Source organism: Comamonas sp. MYb69, assembly GCF_037479315.1.
Classification (GTDB): Bacteria; Pseudomonadota; Gammaproteobacteria; order Burkholderiales; family Burkholderiaceae_C; genus Comamonas.
In genome coordinates, this window is the sequence record NZ_JBBGZG010000001.1 from 64,367 (window position 1) to 81,386 (window position 17,020).

A 17,020-nucleotide genomic window follows, 5' to 3' on the forward strand; every position below is an offset into this window, starting at 1 on the left:
TATAGGCCGGCATCCAATGATGGAAGGTTTGTTCACCGAGCACAGCCATGAAAAAAGCGCCCGAAGGCGCTTTGTGTTGGGTGATGGGGCTGATGGCTTTACGCGCCGTCCAGCACCAAGCTGAAGCAGATGCCCAGAATCCCCAGCAACGAGCCTGCCAGCTTGGCGGGGCGCGGCACAAAGTCGGCCGATGGTGGCTCGGAGATGGCTTTGGGGCGGCGCCAGTCCAGCACTTCGGCCTCGGGGTACTCGGCGTGGAGCTGGGCGGTCATTTGCTGCACGCTCACTTCCGAGATATGGGTCGAGACGCGGGCGCGCTGCAGCTGGGTGCTTTGCGGGATCAGGCCCTCAAACAGGTTTTTGGCCCACTTGTTGCGCCACTTTTCGAGGGTGCTGCGATTGCCCCAGCGGCTGGCCCTGCGGGTGATCTTGGGGGCGCAAGCCACCAGCACCCAGTGCTCGTCGTTGATGGTTGCGCACTCGTTCAAGCGCTGCAGGGCAAAGGCGGCATCATCTACAAAGACTATTTTTACGTTCATCCAAGTGGCCTAGGTGGGGCTGGCAGCGTGGGGCTGCCAGCGGTGGTGGTAGAGGGCGGGTATGGGCTTAGTGTACGTTGGCCGCCGGGAGTTCCTTGGCTTTTTTGCTGGCCAGCCATTTGCCCAGCACCAGCACGACCAGTGCGCCCGCCGCAGCGGCTGCGTAGTGCAGGGTCTTGCTCTGGTCGATCTTGAACATCCAGGTCCACTTGTCGGGGTTGGCAAACACGGGATCAGAGACCAGCATGCCGCCCGCAATCCAGCCCAGCAGCATGCCGCCGGCGGTGATGACCATCGGGAAGCGCTCCATCAGCTTGATGACCAGCTGGCTGCCCCAGACGATGATCGGGATCGAGATCAGCAGGCCCAGCACGATGAGCAGCATGTGGTGCTCGTCACCGGCGTTCTGCGCGGCGCCGGCAATGGCGATCACGTTGTCCACGCTCATCACCAGGTCGGCAACGATGATGGTCTTGATGGCGGCAAACAGGCGGTCGCTGCCTTGGATGTTGCCATGGTCTTCGTCTTCAGGCACCAGCAGCTTGACGCCGATCCAGAACAGCAAGATGGCGCCGACAAACTTCAGGAACGGCAGCGCCAGCAGGAACATCGCGAACGCGATCAGGATGACGCGCAAGATGATCGCGCCAGCGGTACCAAAGATGATGCCTTTGCGGCGCAGGTCAGGGGGCAGCTTGCGGCATGCCAGGGCAATCACCACCGCGTTGTCGCCGCCCAGCAGGATGTCGATGATGATGATTTGGCCCAGTGCAATCCAGAAGGGCGCGTGCGTCAGAAAATCCAAGTCCATGTAAGCACCTAATTTTTGAAAAAGCGGCCCATGCACCATGCACAGACCAGCCAGTGGGGTGTCGTTACAAGTCAGGGAGGCGACGTGGTTCAGCGTTGGCGCCGTGATGGCCAACCGCCGGGCAGTAGCTTCGAAGACCTGTGGTGCGGCACCATGGTTTTCAAAGGTCTTGCTCAGATCATGTGGGCCATGAACCTAACGCGCCGGAAGCCGTGAGGCTTCGTACTGACGACGCATTACATGTCTCTGCGCTTGCCGCTGGCAAGGCATCAACGGGAGCTACTCCCCTTCGTCAGCGCGTATTGGAACACAAACCAAGCGCTTTGGGGTGACAAAGACCGGGCCACTGCACAGAGTATTCCCGCATGTTTGTGTTTGCCCACACCTGTGGATAACAAGCTGTGAACAAGTGGGGGTGTACCGCCGCTTGGCGGTTTCGCTGCCGCAGGGCTATCATCGATGGCAGCTATGGAAATCATCCACCTGACCGATCTGGAAGCAGCCATCAACCACTGGCGCCAGCGCGCGCCCAGTGGCCCTGGCGCATCCTTGGCACCGCAGGTGGCTGCACTGGCCGAGGTCTATGCGCGGCTGGTCTACCAGCGCAGCAATGGGGTGGACATGCGCGAGATGGGCGATGCGGCCATGCAGGCCTGGCTGGCCTGGTGGGAGACCACACCCGATACGCCCTGCATCGCCATATGCTCCACCAGCCAGGGCGATGCGGTCTGCAAGGGTTGCGGCCGCAGCTTTGAGGAGGTGCAGCACTGGCTGGCCTACAGCCCCGTGCAAAAGCGGGCGGTGTGGCGGCGCATCAGCCTGCAGGGCACGGCCTGGCGCTTTAACCGCTATGCCGAGCGGGCACGTGCCGCAGGCGGCATCACTTCCAGCGAATAGGCTCTACAAAGACGGTGCCCTTGTCGCTGGACAGGGTCAGCTGGCCTTCCTGGATGGTGGCCTGCAGCTGCATGCTGCGCTCGGCCAGATCGGCCAGCGATTGGGACACCTCGGTCGGCAGGCGGAACACTTCGAGCTTTTCCTGGCGCGCGAGCTTGCCTTCCAGGCCCTTCCACCAGATCTCGGCTGCATGGTTGAAGCAGTACACCAGCATGTGGTCCGACTTGTTGCAGGCCTTGGTGATCGGCTTTTCTTCGGGCTGGCCCACTTCGATCCAGATGCGCTTGGCGCCGGTGAAGTCGGTCAGGTGCACATCGGGGTTGTCTGGGTCCGACAGGCCGGCGCCAAAGCCCAAGGTGCCGTCGCCATTGCACAGGTCCTGCAACTGGTGGGCGTTCAAGGCCAGCGCCACCAAGCGCACCATCATGCGCTCGTCGGTTTCACTGGGGTGGCGCGCCAGGGTCAGGTTGTGGTCGGCGTAGTAGTTGTGGTCGATATCGGCAATCGACAGATTGGCTTTGTAGATCGTGGATTTGATAGCCATGGGGCAGGGTCTGGTGACGAAGCCTGGGCTTCGGGGGTGAATCCGGCGCGCCCGGCTGGCGCGTTGCACTTGGCCGGGCGGTGAGAGAAAAAAGGCAAGAGGCCAGGGAGCGCCTGGCCTCTTGGGGGGAGCGTACTTAAACGCGCTGGGCCAGCTCGGTGGCCTTGCCGATGTAGCTGGCCGGGGTCATGGCCAGCAGGCGCTCCTTGTCGGCCTGCGGGATCTCCAGGCTGCGGATCAGCTGGTGCAGGTCTTCGGCGCGCACCGTCTTGCCACGGGTGACTTCCTTGAGCTTTTCATAGGCGCCTTGCACGCCATAGCGGCGCATGACGGTCTGGATCGGCTCGGCCAGCACTTCCCAGGCATTGTCCAGGTCTTCGGCCAGGCGCTCTTCGTTCAGCTCCAGCTTGTTCAGGCCGGTCATCAGCGAGGTGTAGGCCAGTGCGGCATAGCCGGTGGCCACGCCGATGTTGCGCAGCACGGTGGAGTCGGTCAGGTCACGCTGCCAGCGGCTGATCGGCAGCTTCTCCGACAGGTGGCGCAGCAGTGCATTGGCCAGGCCCAGGTTGCCTTCGGCGTTTTCGAAGTCGATTGGGTTGACCTTGTGCGGCATCGTCGACGAGCCGATCTCGCCGGCCTTGAGGCGCTGCTTGAAGTAGCCCACCGAGACATAGCCCCAGATGTCGCGCGAGAGGTCGATAAGGATGGTGTTGGCGCGGGCGATGCCGTCAAACAGCTCGGCCATGTAGTCATGCGGCTCGATCTGGATCGAGTAGGGCTGGAAAGTGAGACCCAGGCCCTGGGGCTCGTGCTTTTCCACGACGTTCTTGCTGAAGCTCTCCCAGTCGAACTCGGGCCAGGCCGACAGGTGGGCGTTGTAGTTGCCCACGGCGCCATTCATCTTGGCCAGCAGCTTGACGTTGGCAATGCGGTCCATCGCCGCTTGCAGGCGCACCACCACGTTGGCCAGTTCCTTGCCCACGGTCGTGGGGCTGGCGGTCTGGCCGTGGGTGCGGCTGAGCATCGGCACGGCGGCATACTGGTGCGCCATCTCGCGCAGCTTGAGCACCACGCGGTCCAGGCCCGGCAGGATCACCTGGTCGCGGCCGGCGCGGATTTGCAGCGCATGGCTGGTGTTGTTGATGTCTTCGCTGGTGCAGGCAAAGTGCACAAACTCGGCCGCCTTGAGCAGCTCTGGGCGTGCCTCGAACTTGCTCTTGATCCAGTATTCCACCGCCTTGACATCGTGGTTGGTGGTCTTCTCGATGTCCTTGATCGCCTGGGCGTCGGCTTCGCTGAAGTGATTCACCAGGCCGTGCAGGTAGCTGCGCGCACCCTCGGACAGCGGCGAGAACTCGGCAAAACCGGCATCGGACAGCGCGATGAACCAGGTGATCTCCACCTGGACACGGCGATGCATGTAGCCAAATTCGCTCATGATCGGGCGCAGGGTGGACAGTTTGGAGGCGTAACGGCCATCCAGCGGAGAAAGGGCGGTAAGGGAAGACAGGCTCATGGGCCGCTATTGTAGAAGCGGGCCGTTTGCCGCGGCTGCAGTCTGGATTTGCCTAATTACAATCGAGAGGTGCAAATGTCCCGTGCGGACCCCCATGCCCATGGCAGCTTGGAGGTCCCTGCGGACCGGATCGACGCCACCTGCCTGAGCCTGAAGCTATGAAATTGCTAGGAAGCCTGACCAGTCCCTATGTGCGCAAGGTGCGCGTGGTGCTGGCCGAGAAAAAACTCGATTACCGCCTGGAGACCCTGGATGTCTGGGGCGACAGGGCCACGATCGCCTCGGTCAACCCGCTGGGCAAGGTGCCTTGCCTGGTGCTGGACGATGGCTCGGTGCTGGTTGATTCGCGGGTCATCGTTGAGTACCTGGACACCTTGTCGCCCGTGGGCCGGCTGATCCCCAGCCTGGGCCGCGAGCGCGCCGAAGTGCGCAGCTGGGAGGCGATGGCCGATGGTGTGCTCGATGCCGCCGTGCTGGCGCGCATGGAATACGCCTTTGCTGGCCGCTCGGCCGAGCAACGCAGCCCCGCCTGGGTGGAGCGCCAGCTGGGCAAGGTCTGGGCGGGGCTGGAGGCCATGGGCAACGGTCTGGGTCAGAAAACCTATTTTGCCGGCACGGGCGTGCACATCAGCCTGGCCGATATCGCCGTGGGCTGCGCGCTGGCCTGGCTGCGCTTTCGCTTTCCCGAGCTGGATTGGGCAGCGCGCCACCCCAACCTGGCGCAGCTGCTGGAGCGCCTGGAAGCCCGGCCCAGCTTTGCGGCGACGCAGCCTGAAGGCTGAGGCGCTCCCGAACTGCAGCCCCAGGGCGGCGCTTCCGACCTGCAGGCTCAGGGCTGAGAGGCTCCCGAGCCTGCTGCCACGGACAGGCTGCGCGCAGGCAAAAAAAAAAGGCCCAGTCGTCTGGACTGGGCCTGGGTATAAAAAAAGTTGCGAAGCGTCCCGAAGTGAATGATAGAGAGGGAGGGAGGAGAAGCACTTCAGGTTTGCAGTCATGCCGAATTGGGCCTGAAAGACTTCGCAACATTAAAAAGGGTCCGTAAAAACTGCGTCTGTCGCCTTTACATGGTTCAAAGAGTGGGCGGGCGTTTTTAAGTTTCCGCCAGCCACCATAAATGTATTGTAAACAAATAAATAATTTGTTTCATTACGTTATCATTCGTCGAATTAATCGCTGAATGATAGGCGATAGTACATCGTTTTGAATGCCGTTGCGCGTAAGTGAATGCTAGCGACGGGTGATCACGCAGTATAAACCCTTATGAATTCCCGAGTTCCATCGGCCTTTTTGCAGGATCTATGCAGTCTGTAACACCGTTGCCCACAGCGCCCGCACCGTCTGCTGCTCTTCCAGCAAGGCCGTCTCAGGCACCTGGGTGGGCGCCTCGTTCAGCCTGGCTAAATGCTGCACACGGCGCAATGCGCGGTAGGCATTCGCACTCGCCTCACCCATGCCTTCGGGCAGCAAACCGGCACTTTCGGCACGCCGCAACAAGGTGATGTTGCCCAGGTTGGGACGCAACTGGGAATTGCAAGCCGAATGCAGCAAAACCAGGTACTGCACGGCAAACTCCACATCCATCATGCCGCCCACGCTGTGCTTGACATCGAACAAGCCAGCGGGCACCGCATGGGCGCTGCGCACGCGCTCGCGCATGGTGGCGATCTCGCTGCGCAGCGCTGGCGCATCGCGCGGGGCGGTGATCACCGCTTCGCGCACCACATCAAAGCGGGCCGCCAGCGCAGGGCTGCCCAGCACAAAGCGGGCGCGTGTCATCGCCTGGTGCTCCCAGGTCCAGGCGGTGTTGCTGCCACGCTGCTGCTGGTAGTTGGCGTAGGAGTCAAAGCTGGTGACCAGCAGGCCAGAGTTGCCGTTGGGGCGCAGCGCGGTGTCGATCTCGAACAGGTCGCCTTCGCCGGTCTTGACGGTGAGCCAGCTGATGAGCTTGCGCACAAAGGCCGAATAGACCTCGGGTGCGCGTTCGTCGTCGTCGTCAAAGACAAAGACGATGTCCAGGTCGCTGCCGTAGCCCAGCTCCTTGCCGCCTAGCTTGCCGTAGCCGATGATGCCGAACTGCGGCTCGGCGCGGTGCGCGCTCTTGAGCCGGCCCCAGCACCAGCGCGTGGTCACGCGCAGCACGGCATCGGCCAGTGCCGACAGGTCATCGGCCACCTGCTCGACGGTGATCTGCTGCTCGATGTCGCGCGCCAGGGTGCGGAAGGTCTCTGCATGGTGGGCGCGGCGCAGCAGGTTCAGCAGGTTCTCGTCGTCGTCTTCAGCGGTGGATTGCAGCGCGGCACGGCGCCGTTCCAGATCCGCCTCAAACTCCTGCGGGTTGAAGCGCTCATGCATCAGTGCATCGCTTGCCAGCTCGTCGATGACGCCAGGGTGCTGCAGCATGTAGCGGGCCGGCCATTTGGCCGCGCCCAGCATGTGCATCAGCTTTTCATGCACGGCCGGGCGCTCCTGCAGCATCGCCAGGTAGCTTTCGCGGCGCAGCAGCGATTCCATCCAGTCGGCCAGGCGCACCGCGGCGATCTCGCTGACCTGGCCCTGGCTGAGCCACTGGGCCGTGCGCTGCAGCAGCAGCACCAGGCGCCCCAGGCCCGCATCGCTCAGGTAGCTGTAGCGGGGATTGCGCTGCCACTGCAGCACGCGCTCGCGCACCGCCTCGGGCAGCTTGGGCAGCACGGTCTCCAGCTCGGGCGCGCTGGCAGCGGCCCCCTTGGCGCCGCCGCATTGGCCGCTCTTGCAGGCCTCGTTGCCGCCCAGCAGCTTGTCAAACTCCTGCGCGACCAGTTCGCGGTGCGCATCGAGCTGGTGCAGGAAGCGGCACTCGTCGTCATAGCCCAGGGTCTGCGCCATCCACCGCAGGTCGTCGTCGCGCGTGGGCAGCACATGGGTCTGCTGGTCGTCCAGGTACTGGATGCGGTGCTCCACCTTGCGCAGAAAAGTGTAGGCCTCGGCCAGGGCCTGCGCGGTCTCGGGCGCCATCAGGTTGGCGCGCTCCAGGCGGGGCAGGGCCTCCAGGGTGGCGCGGCAGCGCAGCTCGGGGAACTGGCCGCCCCGCACCACCTGCAGCAGCTGCACGATGAACTCGATCTCGCGGATGCCGCCGCGCGAGAGCTTGACGTCATTGGCGCGCTCGGGGTGGCCCGCGCTGCGCTTGGCCGCATGCTCGCGGATCTGGCGGTGCAGGCTGCGCAGCGAATCGAAGACCGCGTAGTCCAGGTAGCGGCGGAACACAAAGGGCAGCACCGCGCCGCGCAGCGCCTGCACATTGGGGCTGCGGATATCGGCCAGTGGCGCCACGATGCGGCTCTTGAGCCAGGCAAAGCGCTCCCATTCGCGGCCATGGGTCTGCAGGTAGTCTTCCAGCGCCGCGACCGAGATGGCGGCCGGGCCGGAGTTGCCATTGGGCCGCAGCATCAGGTCCACACGGAAGACAAAGCCGTGCTCGGTGGTCTCGCCGATCAGCTGGTAGATCAGCTTGATCGCGCGGATGAAGTACTCATGGTTGCTGAGCTTGCCCCGGCCATCGGGCTGGCCCAGGGTCTCGCCCTCTTGCTCGTAGATATAGATCAGATCGATGTCGCTGGAGACATTGAGCTCGCGCGCGCCCAGCTTGCCCATGCCGATCACCCACAGCTGCACCGGGTTGCCATCGGCATCGCGCGGGGCGCCATGGCGGCTGTCCAGCTCGGCCCGCGCAGCAATGCAGGCGGCATCGAGCGCCAACTCGGCCAGCTCGGTCACGCCCCGGGTGATGGTCTGCAGATCGGCCTGCTCGTCGCAGTCCAGGTGCACCAGGCGCTCCATCACCAGCTGACGAAGAATGCGCAGCGCAGCGCCCAGCGCATAGCCCTGGGCCTGCAGTGCAGCCAGGGTCGGGGCCATCGTGGCATGCGTGGGAGGGCCGCTGGGCAGCAGATCGAGCAAACCCTCGTAGCGGCGGTGCAGGCGCTGGACGAAGCGCGAATGCTCAGACAGAGGCAGGCTGGCCTGCGGGGGCGTGATATCCGTGTGTGCCATAGCGCTTTATCGACAATGTCCTGCGGCAGACCTGTTCAAATGCTCACATATGCAACGCGAGCGAGGGACTTGCCGCGGGTCATAATTTCGCTTTCCCCTTACTGATTGGACTCGATTGACTGTGCGCGCGCCCCGATTGCTCAAGCTCGCTGCCAAGCTGGTGCAATGGTCGCTGGGCTTATTGCTGGGCTTGGTGCTGCTGATGGCCATGGCCGTGGCGGCGCTGCATTGGTGGATTGTGCCCCGTATCAATGACTTTCGCCCGCAAGTGGAATCTAGGCTATCGCAGGCGTTCGGGGTGCCGGTGCACATCGACCGCCTGCAGGCCGATGGCAATAACGGCCTGGTGCCTGCGATTGCGGTGCAGGGCCTGCGCATCGCGCAGCCCGATGGCTCTGCAGGGTTTACCCTGGATACGATCCAGGTCGCCTTGTCGGTGCCGTCGCTGTTGCGACTGCGGGCCGAGCAGATCGTCATCAACGCGCCGCAGTTGACGGTGCAGCGCGCTGCTGACGGCAGTGTGCGCGTGGCCGGTGTGCTGGTGGAAACATCGCAGAACCAGGACAGCGGCAGTGCCGCCGACTGGCTGTTTCGCCAGCGCGAAGTGCTGCTGCAGGGCGGCAGCATCACCTGGGATGACCAGCAACGCGGTCTGCCGCCGGTCACCTTCAGCGATGTGCATCTGCTGCTGCGCAACCCCGGCCTGCGCCATGAATGGCAACTGCGTGTGCGCCCGCCCGAGGACTGGGGCGATGCGCTGGAGCTGCGCGGCCGCATGCACCAGCCGATCTGGGCGCTGCACGATGGCCGCTGGAAGCACTGGAGTGGCCAGGTCTACCTGGAGGCGCTCCAGCTCAATGCCGCCGCGATGGCGCCCTACCTGCCGCCCGCGATGGGCGTGCAGCAAGGCCAGGGCTCGGCGCGCCTCTGGCTGGATGTGACGCGGGGCAAGCTCACGAACGGCACGGCCGATGTGGCCTTGCGCGATGTGGGCGTGCGCCGCCAAGCTGCGGCGGCCAGCGATGACAAAACGGCGCAGGGCACGGTGCTGCTACTGCGCTCGGTGCAGGGCCGCATCGGCGGCGCGGCCGATGACAGCGGCTTTCGCGTGTTGACGGAGAACCTGGCGGTGGAGTCGGCCAACGGCGAGCAATGGCCCGGTGGCAGCGCCCGCATCAACCATGTCTATGCCCAGGGCAAGCAGCCCAGCGAGACGGAAGCCAGCGCCCAGTCGCTCGATATTGCCTCGCTGGCCCAGCTGGCGCGGCTGCTGCCCATTCCCGACGACGCCCGCCAGTGGCTGCAGAGCAACCGGCCCGCCGGCCTGATCCGCAGCGCATCGGCCCATTGGCGCGGTGATATGGATACCTTGCAGGACTGGCAGGTCAAGGCCGATGTGGGCCAGCTGGCCTTTGGCATGCCGGCTGCCGCGCCACGCGCCAATGCGGCGCGCGACAGCCATGGCGGCCTGGTGCTGGCTGCTGGGCAGCCGCATGTGGGCCTGCGCGGGCTGGATCTGACGATTGATGCGCGGGCCGGTGGCGGCCAGGCCAAGATTGCCTTTGCCGATGGCGCACTCTACCTGCCTTCGGTGTTTGAAGACCCGCAGGTCCCCATCACCTCGGCCAGCACCCAGCTGCAGTGGACGGTGCAGGGCGAGCATATCCAGATGCAGTCCGAGCGGCTGGAGTTTGCCAATGCGCATGCGGCCGGCCACGCGCGCTGGTCCTGGCAGACGGCCGACCCGCAGAAGACGGGGTCCCACTCGCGCTTTCCCGGCATCCTGCAGCTCAAGGGCGTGCTCGAGCGGGCCGATGGCACCCAGGTGCACCGCTATTTGCCGCTGCACATTCCGCCCGATGCGCGCCACTATGTGCGCGATGCCGTTCTGGCCGGCCAGGCCAGCAATGTGCAGTTCGAGATCGATGGCGATCTGTGGGAGGTGCCTTTCCCCGACGCGCGCCATGGCCTGTTCCGCATCGTGGCACCGGTGCGCGATGTGCGCTATGCCTATGTGCCCAACTCACACCTGCACCCCGGCGAAAAGCCTTGGCCGGAGCTCAACCGCCTCTCTGGCGAGCTGGTGTTTGAGGGCAATGGCATGCAGGTGAACAAGGCCAAGGGCATTCTGGACGGCAACCAGCGCATCGTGGTCGACCAGACCAGTGCCCAGATTCCCGACTTCCATGCCACGCGCGTGCTCGTCAACGCGCAGGCCAATGGGCCCTTGGCCGATATGCTGGCCACCGTGCGCGGCAGCGCGATCGATGCGCTGACCCAGCAGGCGCTGGCGCAGACCCAGGCCGATGGCGATGCCCAGCTGCAGCTCAAGCTCGACCTGCCGGTGCATGACATGGCCCAGTCCAAGGTCGATGGCAAGGTGCTGCTGCCGGGCAACCGCATCCAGTTCCATGATGACTCGCCGGTGGTCGACAAGGTTACCGGCGCGGTGCAGTTCTCCGAGCATGGTTTTGCGCTGCAGGAGCTGCAGGGCCAGGCGCTGGGCGGTGCGGTCAAGTTCTCGGGTGGCATGGATGTCAGCGGCCTGCCCGCTGGCGCGGACCATGGCCCCCGCCTCAAGGTGCGCGCCAATGGCGTGGCCACGGCGGACGGCCTGCTGCGCGCTAAGGAGCTGGGTCCGGTGGTGCAGCTGGCGCAACTGGCCCAAGGCCAGGCCGCCTACCAGCTGGACATCAGCATGGCCCAGGGCGTGCCGCTGGTGGAGGTGCGCAGTGATCTGGCCGGCATGGCGCTGGCGCTGCCGGTGCCGCTGAAAAAGGCGGCCTACGAAGTCTGGCCAACGCACTTTGCCAGCACGGTGCCGGAGGCGGCGCCTTCAGCGTTGGTGCGGCAGAACATGCAGCTCGATGTGGGGGGGCGGCTGCAGCTGCGCTATGTGCGCGACATCAGCAGCGATGATGCCGTGCCCGACAAGGTGGTCAGCGGCGTGCTGCGCCTGGGTGCTGGCGCGCTGACCTTGCCGGCCAAGGGCGTGATTGCCGAGGTGCAGCTGCCGCAGGTCGATGTGCAGGAATGGCAGGCGCTGGCCCAGCGCCTCAAGGCCATGGCGCCGGCCCGCGCGCCCGTAGCAGAGGGTGCGGCGGCCGCAGGCGCGGCCCCTGCGTCGCCCGCCGATGGCGACGCCTACGCCGCCTTTTTGCCCGACCACTGGGATATCCGCCTCGATACCCTGCAGGTGCGCGGCCTGGATATCCACAACCTGCACCTGAGCGGCTCGCGCACAGGTGCGCGCTGGCGCAGCCAGGTCAGCTCCAGCCTGCTCGATGGCCAGCTGGAGTACGAGCAGGAGGCCAAGGGCCCCGGCACCATCCGCGCGCGGCTGAGCCAGCTGCGTGTGGGCCAGGAGGGCGCCGACAGCAAGGCCGCCGCCAGCCAGGATGACGCGCTGGGCCAGGAGCCCGGGCAGTTGCCCGCGCTCGATGTGGTGGTGGAGGACCTGCGCTGGCGCCAGCATTCGGTGGGCCGGCTGGAGGTGCAGGCCGTCAACCAGCGCGAAGCGGACAAATCCTGGTGGCAGCTGAAGAACATGGTGCTCTCGAACGATGCCGCCAGCCTGCAGGCCAGCGGCGACTGGGGCGCCAAACGCAGCAGCAGCGGCGGGCGCCGTACCGAGCTGGAGATGCGCCTGGACCTGAAGGACACCGGCGCTTTGCTCGGCCGCCTGGGCATGGCTGGCGTGGTGCGCCAGGGCAAGGGCTCGGTGCAGGGCAGCATCGGCTGGACGGGCAGCCCCGTGAGCCCCGACTACACCAGCATGGATGGCAAGCTGCACATCGATGTCGGCCAGGGCCAGTTTTTGAAGGTCGAGCCCGGTGCGGCCAAGCTGCTGGGCGTGCTCAACCTGCAGGCCTTGCCGCGCCGGCTGACCCTGGACTTCAAGGACGTGTTCAGCGCAGGCTTTGGCTTTGACTTTGTGCGCGGCGATGTGCTGGTGAGCGATGGCCTGGCCTCGACCACCAATATGCAGATGAAGGGCGTGACTGCCGCCGTGCTGCTCGAAGGCAGTGCCAACCTGCGCGATGAAACCCAGAACCTGCATGTGGTCGTCATCCCCGAGCTGAACACCACGACGATGGCCCTGGTGACCACCGCCATCAACCCGGTCATCGGCATTGGCACCTTCCTGGCCCAGGCCTTGTTCAAGGGGCCGTTGACGCAGGCGGTGACCCAGGAGTTCGAGGTCAGCGGCTCCTGGTCGGAGCCCGAGGTCAAGCGCATAGGCCGCAGGCAGGAAGCGGACAGCAACGCGGTGGGCACCCCGCATTGAGCGTCCGGGCTCTGCTGCGCTGAGTCACCTTCGATATCCGCAGGCGCCAGTTCCAAGCCTGGGCTTGCGGATAATAGCTGCCAGTTTCTCTTGCAGGATGCATCGATGAAAGTAGCCGCACTCCAAATGGTGACCAGCACAGACTGGGAGCACAACCGCACGCAGGCCTGGCAACTGCTGCAGCAGGCAGCGGCCGCTGGTGCGGAGCTGGCGGTGCTGCCCGAGTACTTCTGCCTGATGGGCCAGCGCGATACCGACAAGCTGGCGCTGGCCGAGCCGTTTGGCGCAGGCCCCATGCAGCAGTTTCTGGCCGACAGCGCCCGCAGCCTGGGCCTGTGGATCGTCGGCGGCACCTTGCCGCTGCAGGGGCCCGATGCCGCGCATGTCTACAACAGCAGCTGCGTCTACAACCCGCAGGGCGACTGCGTGGCGCGCTACGACAAGATGCATTTGTTTTGCTATGCCAACGAGCGCGAGTCCTATGACGAGCACCGCGTCATCGCGCCGGGCAACACGCCGCAGCAGTTTGACCTGCCCAGCCGCGATGGCCACCACTGGCGCATCGGCTTGAGCATCTGCTACGACCTGCGCTTTCCCGAGCTCTACCGCCTGCATGCACAGGCGGGCGCGCATCTGATGCTGGTGCCCAGCGCCTTTACCTATACGACGGGCCAGGCGCACTGGGAGTTGCTGCTGCGCGCGCGGGCTGTGGAGAACTTGGCCTATGTGCTGGCCGCAGCCCAAGGCGGCCAGCATGAAAACGGCCGCCGCACCTGGGGCCACAGCATGGCCATCAACCCTTGGGGCGAGGTGATGGCGCTGCAGGCGAGCGAGCCTGGCGTGGTGCTGGCCGATCTGGACTGGTCGCAACTGCAGCGCTGGCGCGAGCAGCTGCCTGCCTTGCAGCACCGCGTATGCTGATGGCGCATTGGGCGCAGTCGCTGGCGCAGCGCTGGCACCAGAGCTGGCGGCGCTGGTCGCTGTGGTCGGCGCTGGTGCTGCTGGTGGCAGGCACCCTGGTCACCCAGGTCTGGCTGGCCGGGCGCTATGAGATATCTGAAGTGCAGCAGCGCCTGGACCGCGAGGCCCAGGATGCCGTCAGCGATATCCGCAGCCTGTTCAACGACAACGTCAACCGCCTGCGCAGCATGCCGCGCTATGACAGCGATGTGATGGCCTGGCAGTCGGCCGCGGCCACCATCTTGCGCAACCAGCGCGATCTGGCGCATATCGAGTGGCGCAACCCGCAGCTGCAGATCGAGGCCAGCGAGGAGTCGCCTTATTTGAACCTGCAGTGGTCGGCCATCGACCGCACCGGCATGAACACCGAGAGCCATACCGCCTGCCTGCGTGCCCGCAACACCGGCGCTGCCTCGTACGCGGGCAGCTATTTCCTGTCGCAGGGCAATGGCACCGGGCTGGAGCTGCTCGAACTGTGCGTGCCGGTGATCACCGGCGACCAGTTGCACGGCTTTGCCGTGGCCACCTACATCCTGCAGAACGTGCTGTCGGACCTGGTCAACGAGAGCCTGCGCCGCAACCACGAGCTGTCCTTCACCGAGACCGATGGCACGCGGCTGGCGATTGTCAGCACGCCCCGGCGCGGCACGCGCGTGTTCACCTCCAACCAGCTGCTAGATCTGCCCGGTGTGGCGTTGATGCTGCGGGTGGACAGCTGGCATGCGGCGCCCAATGTCTTTCCCAATGTGCTCACGGCCCTGGTCACCGGCATGTCGATCGCGCTGATCACCGTGCTGGTGGTGCTGGTGCGCGACAACCGCCGCCGCCTGAAGGCCGAGCGCGATCTGGGTGATGCGCTGGCCTTTCGCAAGGCGATGGAAGACTCGCTGGTGACAGGGCTGCGCGCGCGCGACCTGCATGGCAAGGTCACCTATGTGAACCCGGCGTTTTGCGAGATGGTGGGGTTCTCTGCCGAGGAGATTCTGGACCCGAGCAAGGCCACACCCTACTGGCCGCCGGAGATGGCGCCTGAATACGCGCGCCGCCAGCAGATCCGCCTGTCTGGCCATCTGCCGCCGCCGCGCGAGGGCTATGAATCGACCTTCATGCACAAGGAAGGCCGGCGCTTTCCGGTGCTGATTTTTGAGGCACCGCTGATCAATGCCGCCGGCCTGCACACCGGCTGGATGAGCGCCTTTGTCGACATGAGCGAGCAGCGCCGGGTCGAGGAGCTCTCGCGCGCCTCGCAGGAGCGCCTGCAGGCCACCGCGCGCCTGGCGACGGTGGGCGAGATGGCCTCGCTGCTGAGCCACGAGCTCAACCAGCCGCTGGCCGCGATCTCCAGCTATGCGACGGGCATCATGAACCTGCTGCCCGATGGCGCCTCGCCCGATGAGGTGCAGGAGCACCTGCCTGATGTGCGCATGGCCGTGCAGCGCATGGCCTTCCAGGCCGAGCGGGCGGGCAAGGTCATCAAGAGCGTGCATGGCTTTGTGCGCCGGCGCGACCAGTCGCGCGAGTTTTTGCAGGCCTCCGAGCTGATGGACGCGGTATTGCCGCTGGTGCGGCTGCAGGCGCGTAAACTCTATGTGGATGTGGCCACCGAGGTCGCGCCGGGCTTGCCCGCCGTTTTCTGTGACCGGACCATGGTCGAGCAGGTGCTGCTCAACCTCAGCCGCAACGGCATGCAGGCCATGGACTATGGCGGCACGCACCCCCGGGTGCTGCAGATGCTGGTGCGGCTGGCGCCCAGCGACGATGGGCGGGCCTGGGTGGAGTTTGTCGTGGCCGATGTGGGCGAGGGCATCACCGAGGAGGTGGCCGCGCGCCTCTATACCCCCTTCTTTACCACCAAGGACGAAGGCATGGGCCTGGGCCTGAGCCTGTGCCGCACCGTCGTGGAGCAGCATGGCAGCCATCTGCGCTACCTGCCCAACCAGCCGCGCGGGACCATCTTCAGTTTTACCCTGCCAACCTGGCGCAACGATTGAAAGTTCAGAGATGCAGCCGCTAGTGAATGCCACCGTGTATATCGTCGATGATGACGCCGAGGTGCGGGATGCCCTGGCCTGGATGCTGCGCTCGCGCCGCTTGCTGAGCGAGAGCTTTGCCTCGGCCGAGGCCTTTGAGGCCATGCTGCGCAGCCGCCCGCCGCAGGTGGACCCGGCCTGCGCGCTCTTGGATGTGCGCATGCCTGGGATGAGTGGCCTCGCGCTGTTTGATCGCCTGGTAGAGATGGACGTGATTGCCGCCTTGCCGGTGATCTTTTTGACCGGCCACGCCGATGTGCCCACCGCCGTGGCCACCGTCAAGCGCGGCGCCTTTGATTTTTGCGAAAAACCGTTTTCCGACAATGTGCTGGTTGATCGCATCGAGCACGCGCTGCAGGCATCGAGCGCCTATCTGGAGACGCTGCGCTCGCAGCAAGGCGTGCGCGAGCGCGTGGCCGAACTGACGGACCGCGAGCAGGCCGTCATGCGGCTGGTGATCGATGGCCTGCCCAACAAGCTGATTGCCGATGAGCTGACCATCAGCGTACGCACGGTCGAAGTGCACCGCGCCCGGGTGTTTGACAAGATGCAGGTCAAATCAGCGGTGGAGCTGGCCAACCTGCTGCGCGATCTTTCCTGAGTCTGCCGTTAGCGCGGGCCCACAAAAAAGGGCGCCAGTCCTTGAACTGGCGCCCTGTGTGCATTCCGCACCGGTGAGTGTTAACGGCCTGGCTGCACTTCACCCACATAGATCTCGACGCGGCGGTTGTGCGCGCGGCCGGCAGGGGTGTCATTGCTGGCCACGGGCTGGCGCGAGCCCATGCCCTGCACCTGGATGCGCGCGCCGTTCACGCCGCGCTGCGTCAGGTAGTTGCGGGCGCTCTCTGCACGGGCGAGCGACAGCGGATCGTTGATGCCGTCGTTGCCGGTGCTGTCGGTGTGGCCGATGATGCGCACCTGGGCATTGGGGTTGTTGCGCAGGCCTTCGGCAAAGCGGTCCAGGATCGGCGCGAAGTTACCCTGGATGTCCGAGCGGTTGGTCTGGAACGAGATGTCGCTGGGGATATCGAGCTTGAGCTGGTTGTCCGGCGTCTGCGTCACCACCACACCGGTGCCCTGGGTGGCCTGCTCCATCTCCTGCTTTTGCTTTTGCATGTGCTGCGACCAGATATAGGTGCCCAGCGCGCCGATACCCGCACCGATCACCGCGCCCGAGCCGGCATGGCCGCCAGCGATCGCACCCACGGCAGCGCCGCCAAGTGCGCCCACGCCGGCGCCGGTGGCGGTTTGGCGTTGGGTGTCAGACATGTTGGCGCAACCGCTCAGGATGGCCAGACTGGCAACGGCAGAGACTAGAATTTGTTTACGCATGCTTGAACTCCTCTGATGCAAGGGCCGCTCCGGAAATGGGGCAGGCCGTGGATGCAAATTGTGGGCAGTAG

General features: G+C 65.1%; 12 protein-coding genes. 6 read left to right on the plus strand and 6 right to left on the minus strand.

The features are described from left to right. Positions 1-98: 98 nt before the first annotated feature. Positions 99-539, minus strand: a complete 441-nt coding sequence (locus WH303_RS00315; protein WP_021026610.1) for a hypothetical protein — start codon at positions 537-539, stop codon at positions 99-101. Between the two features lie 67 nt (positions 540-606). Then, positions 607-1,350, minus strand: a complete 744-nt coding sequence (locus tag WH303_RS00320; protein WP_021026609.1) for a TerC family protein — start codon at positions 1,348-1,350, stop codon at positions 607-609. 468 nt (positions 1,351-1,818) lie between these two features. Here WH303_RS00320 and WH303_RS00325 point away from each other — a divergent pair, with 468 nt between their 5' ends. After that, on the plus strand, positions 1,819-2,247 hold the full coding sequence (locus tag WH303_RS00325) for a DUF3717 domain-containing protein (protein WP_339516027.1): 429 nt from the start codon (positions 1,819-1,821) through the stop codon (positions 2,245-2,247). On the opposite strand, the gene WH303_RS00330 is transcribed toward WH303_RS00325, so the two are convergent. Next, positions 2,231-2,791, minus strand: a complete 561-nt coding sequence (locus WH303_RS00330) for a YaeQ family protein (protein WP_021026607.1) — start codon at positions 2,789-2,791, stop codon at positions 2,231-2,233. The genes WH303_RS00325 and WH303_RS00330 overlap by 17 nt on opposite strands. Positions 2,792-2,927: 136 nt before the next feature. Next, complete coding sequence (purB, locus tag WH303_RS00335) at positions 2,928-4,307, minus strand: adenylosuccinate lyase (RefSeq protein WP_021026606.1); 1,380 nt, start codon at positions 4,305-4,307, stop codon at positions 2,928-2,930. A gap of 158 nt (positions 4,308-4,465) precedes the next feature. Between purB and WH303_RS00340 the strand changes: the two genes are divergently transcribed. Beyond that, positions 4,466-5,089, plus strand: a complete 624-nt coding sequence (locus WH303_RS00340) for a glutathione S-transferase family protein (protein ID WP_021026605.1) — start codon at positions 4,466-4,468, stop codon at positions 5,087-5,089. Between the two features lie 514 nt (positions 5,090-5,603). Here WH303_RS00340 and glnE read toward each other — a convergent pair. Beyond that, positions 5,604-8,339 (minus strand): bifunctional [glutamate--ammonia ligase]-adenylyl-L-tyrosine phosphorylase/[glutamate--ammonia-ligase] adenylyltransferase, encoded by a 2,736-nt coding sequence (gene glnE / locus WH303_RS00345; protein ID WP_339516029.1) that lies wholly within the window; start codon positions 8,337-8,339, stop codon positions 5,604-5,606. Positions 8,340-8,460: 121 nt separating this feature from the next. Here glnE and WH303_RS00350 point away from each other — a divergent pair, with 121 nt between their 5' ends. From WH303_RS00350 to WH303_RS00365, 4 genes are all read left to right on the plus strand, one after another. Then, entirely contained in the window at positions 8,461-12,627 is a 4,167-nt protein-coding gene (locus WH303_RS00350) for a YhdP family protein (protein WP_339516031.1), read from the plus strand. Positions 12,628-12,732: 105 nt separating this feature from the next. Next, on the plus strand, positions 12,733-13,548 hold the full coding sequence (locus WH303_RS00355) for a carbon-nitrogen hydrolase family protein (protein WP_339516033.1): 816 nt from the start codon (positions 12,733-12,735) through the stop codon (positions 13,546-13,548). Continuing rightward, on the plus strand, positions 13,548-15,578 hold the full coding sequence (locus WH303_RS00360) for a sensor histidine kinase (protein WP_339516619.1): 2,031 nt from the start codon (positions 13,548-13,550) through the stop codon (positions 15,576-15,578). Before WH303_RS00355 ends, WH303_RS00360 begins: the two co-directional genes overlap by 1 nt. 10 nt (positions 15,579-15,588) lie before the next feature. Continuing rightward, positions 15,589-16,218, plus strand: a complete 630-nt coding sequence (locus WH303_RS00365; RefSeq protein ID WP_021026475.1) for a response regulator transcription factor — start codon at positions 15,589-15,591, stop codon at positions 16,216-16,218. A gap of 80 nt (positions 16,219-16,298) precedes the next feature. Here WH303_RS00365 and WH303_RS00370 read toward each other — a convergent pair whose 3' ends face one another. After that, positions 16,299-16,949, minus strand: a complete 651-nt coding sequence (locus WH303_RS00370) for an OmpA family protein (protein WP_021026474.1) — start codon at positions 16,947-16,949, stop codon at positions 16,299-16,301. Between the last annotated feature and the right edge of the window lie 71 nt (positions 16,950-17,020).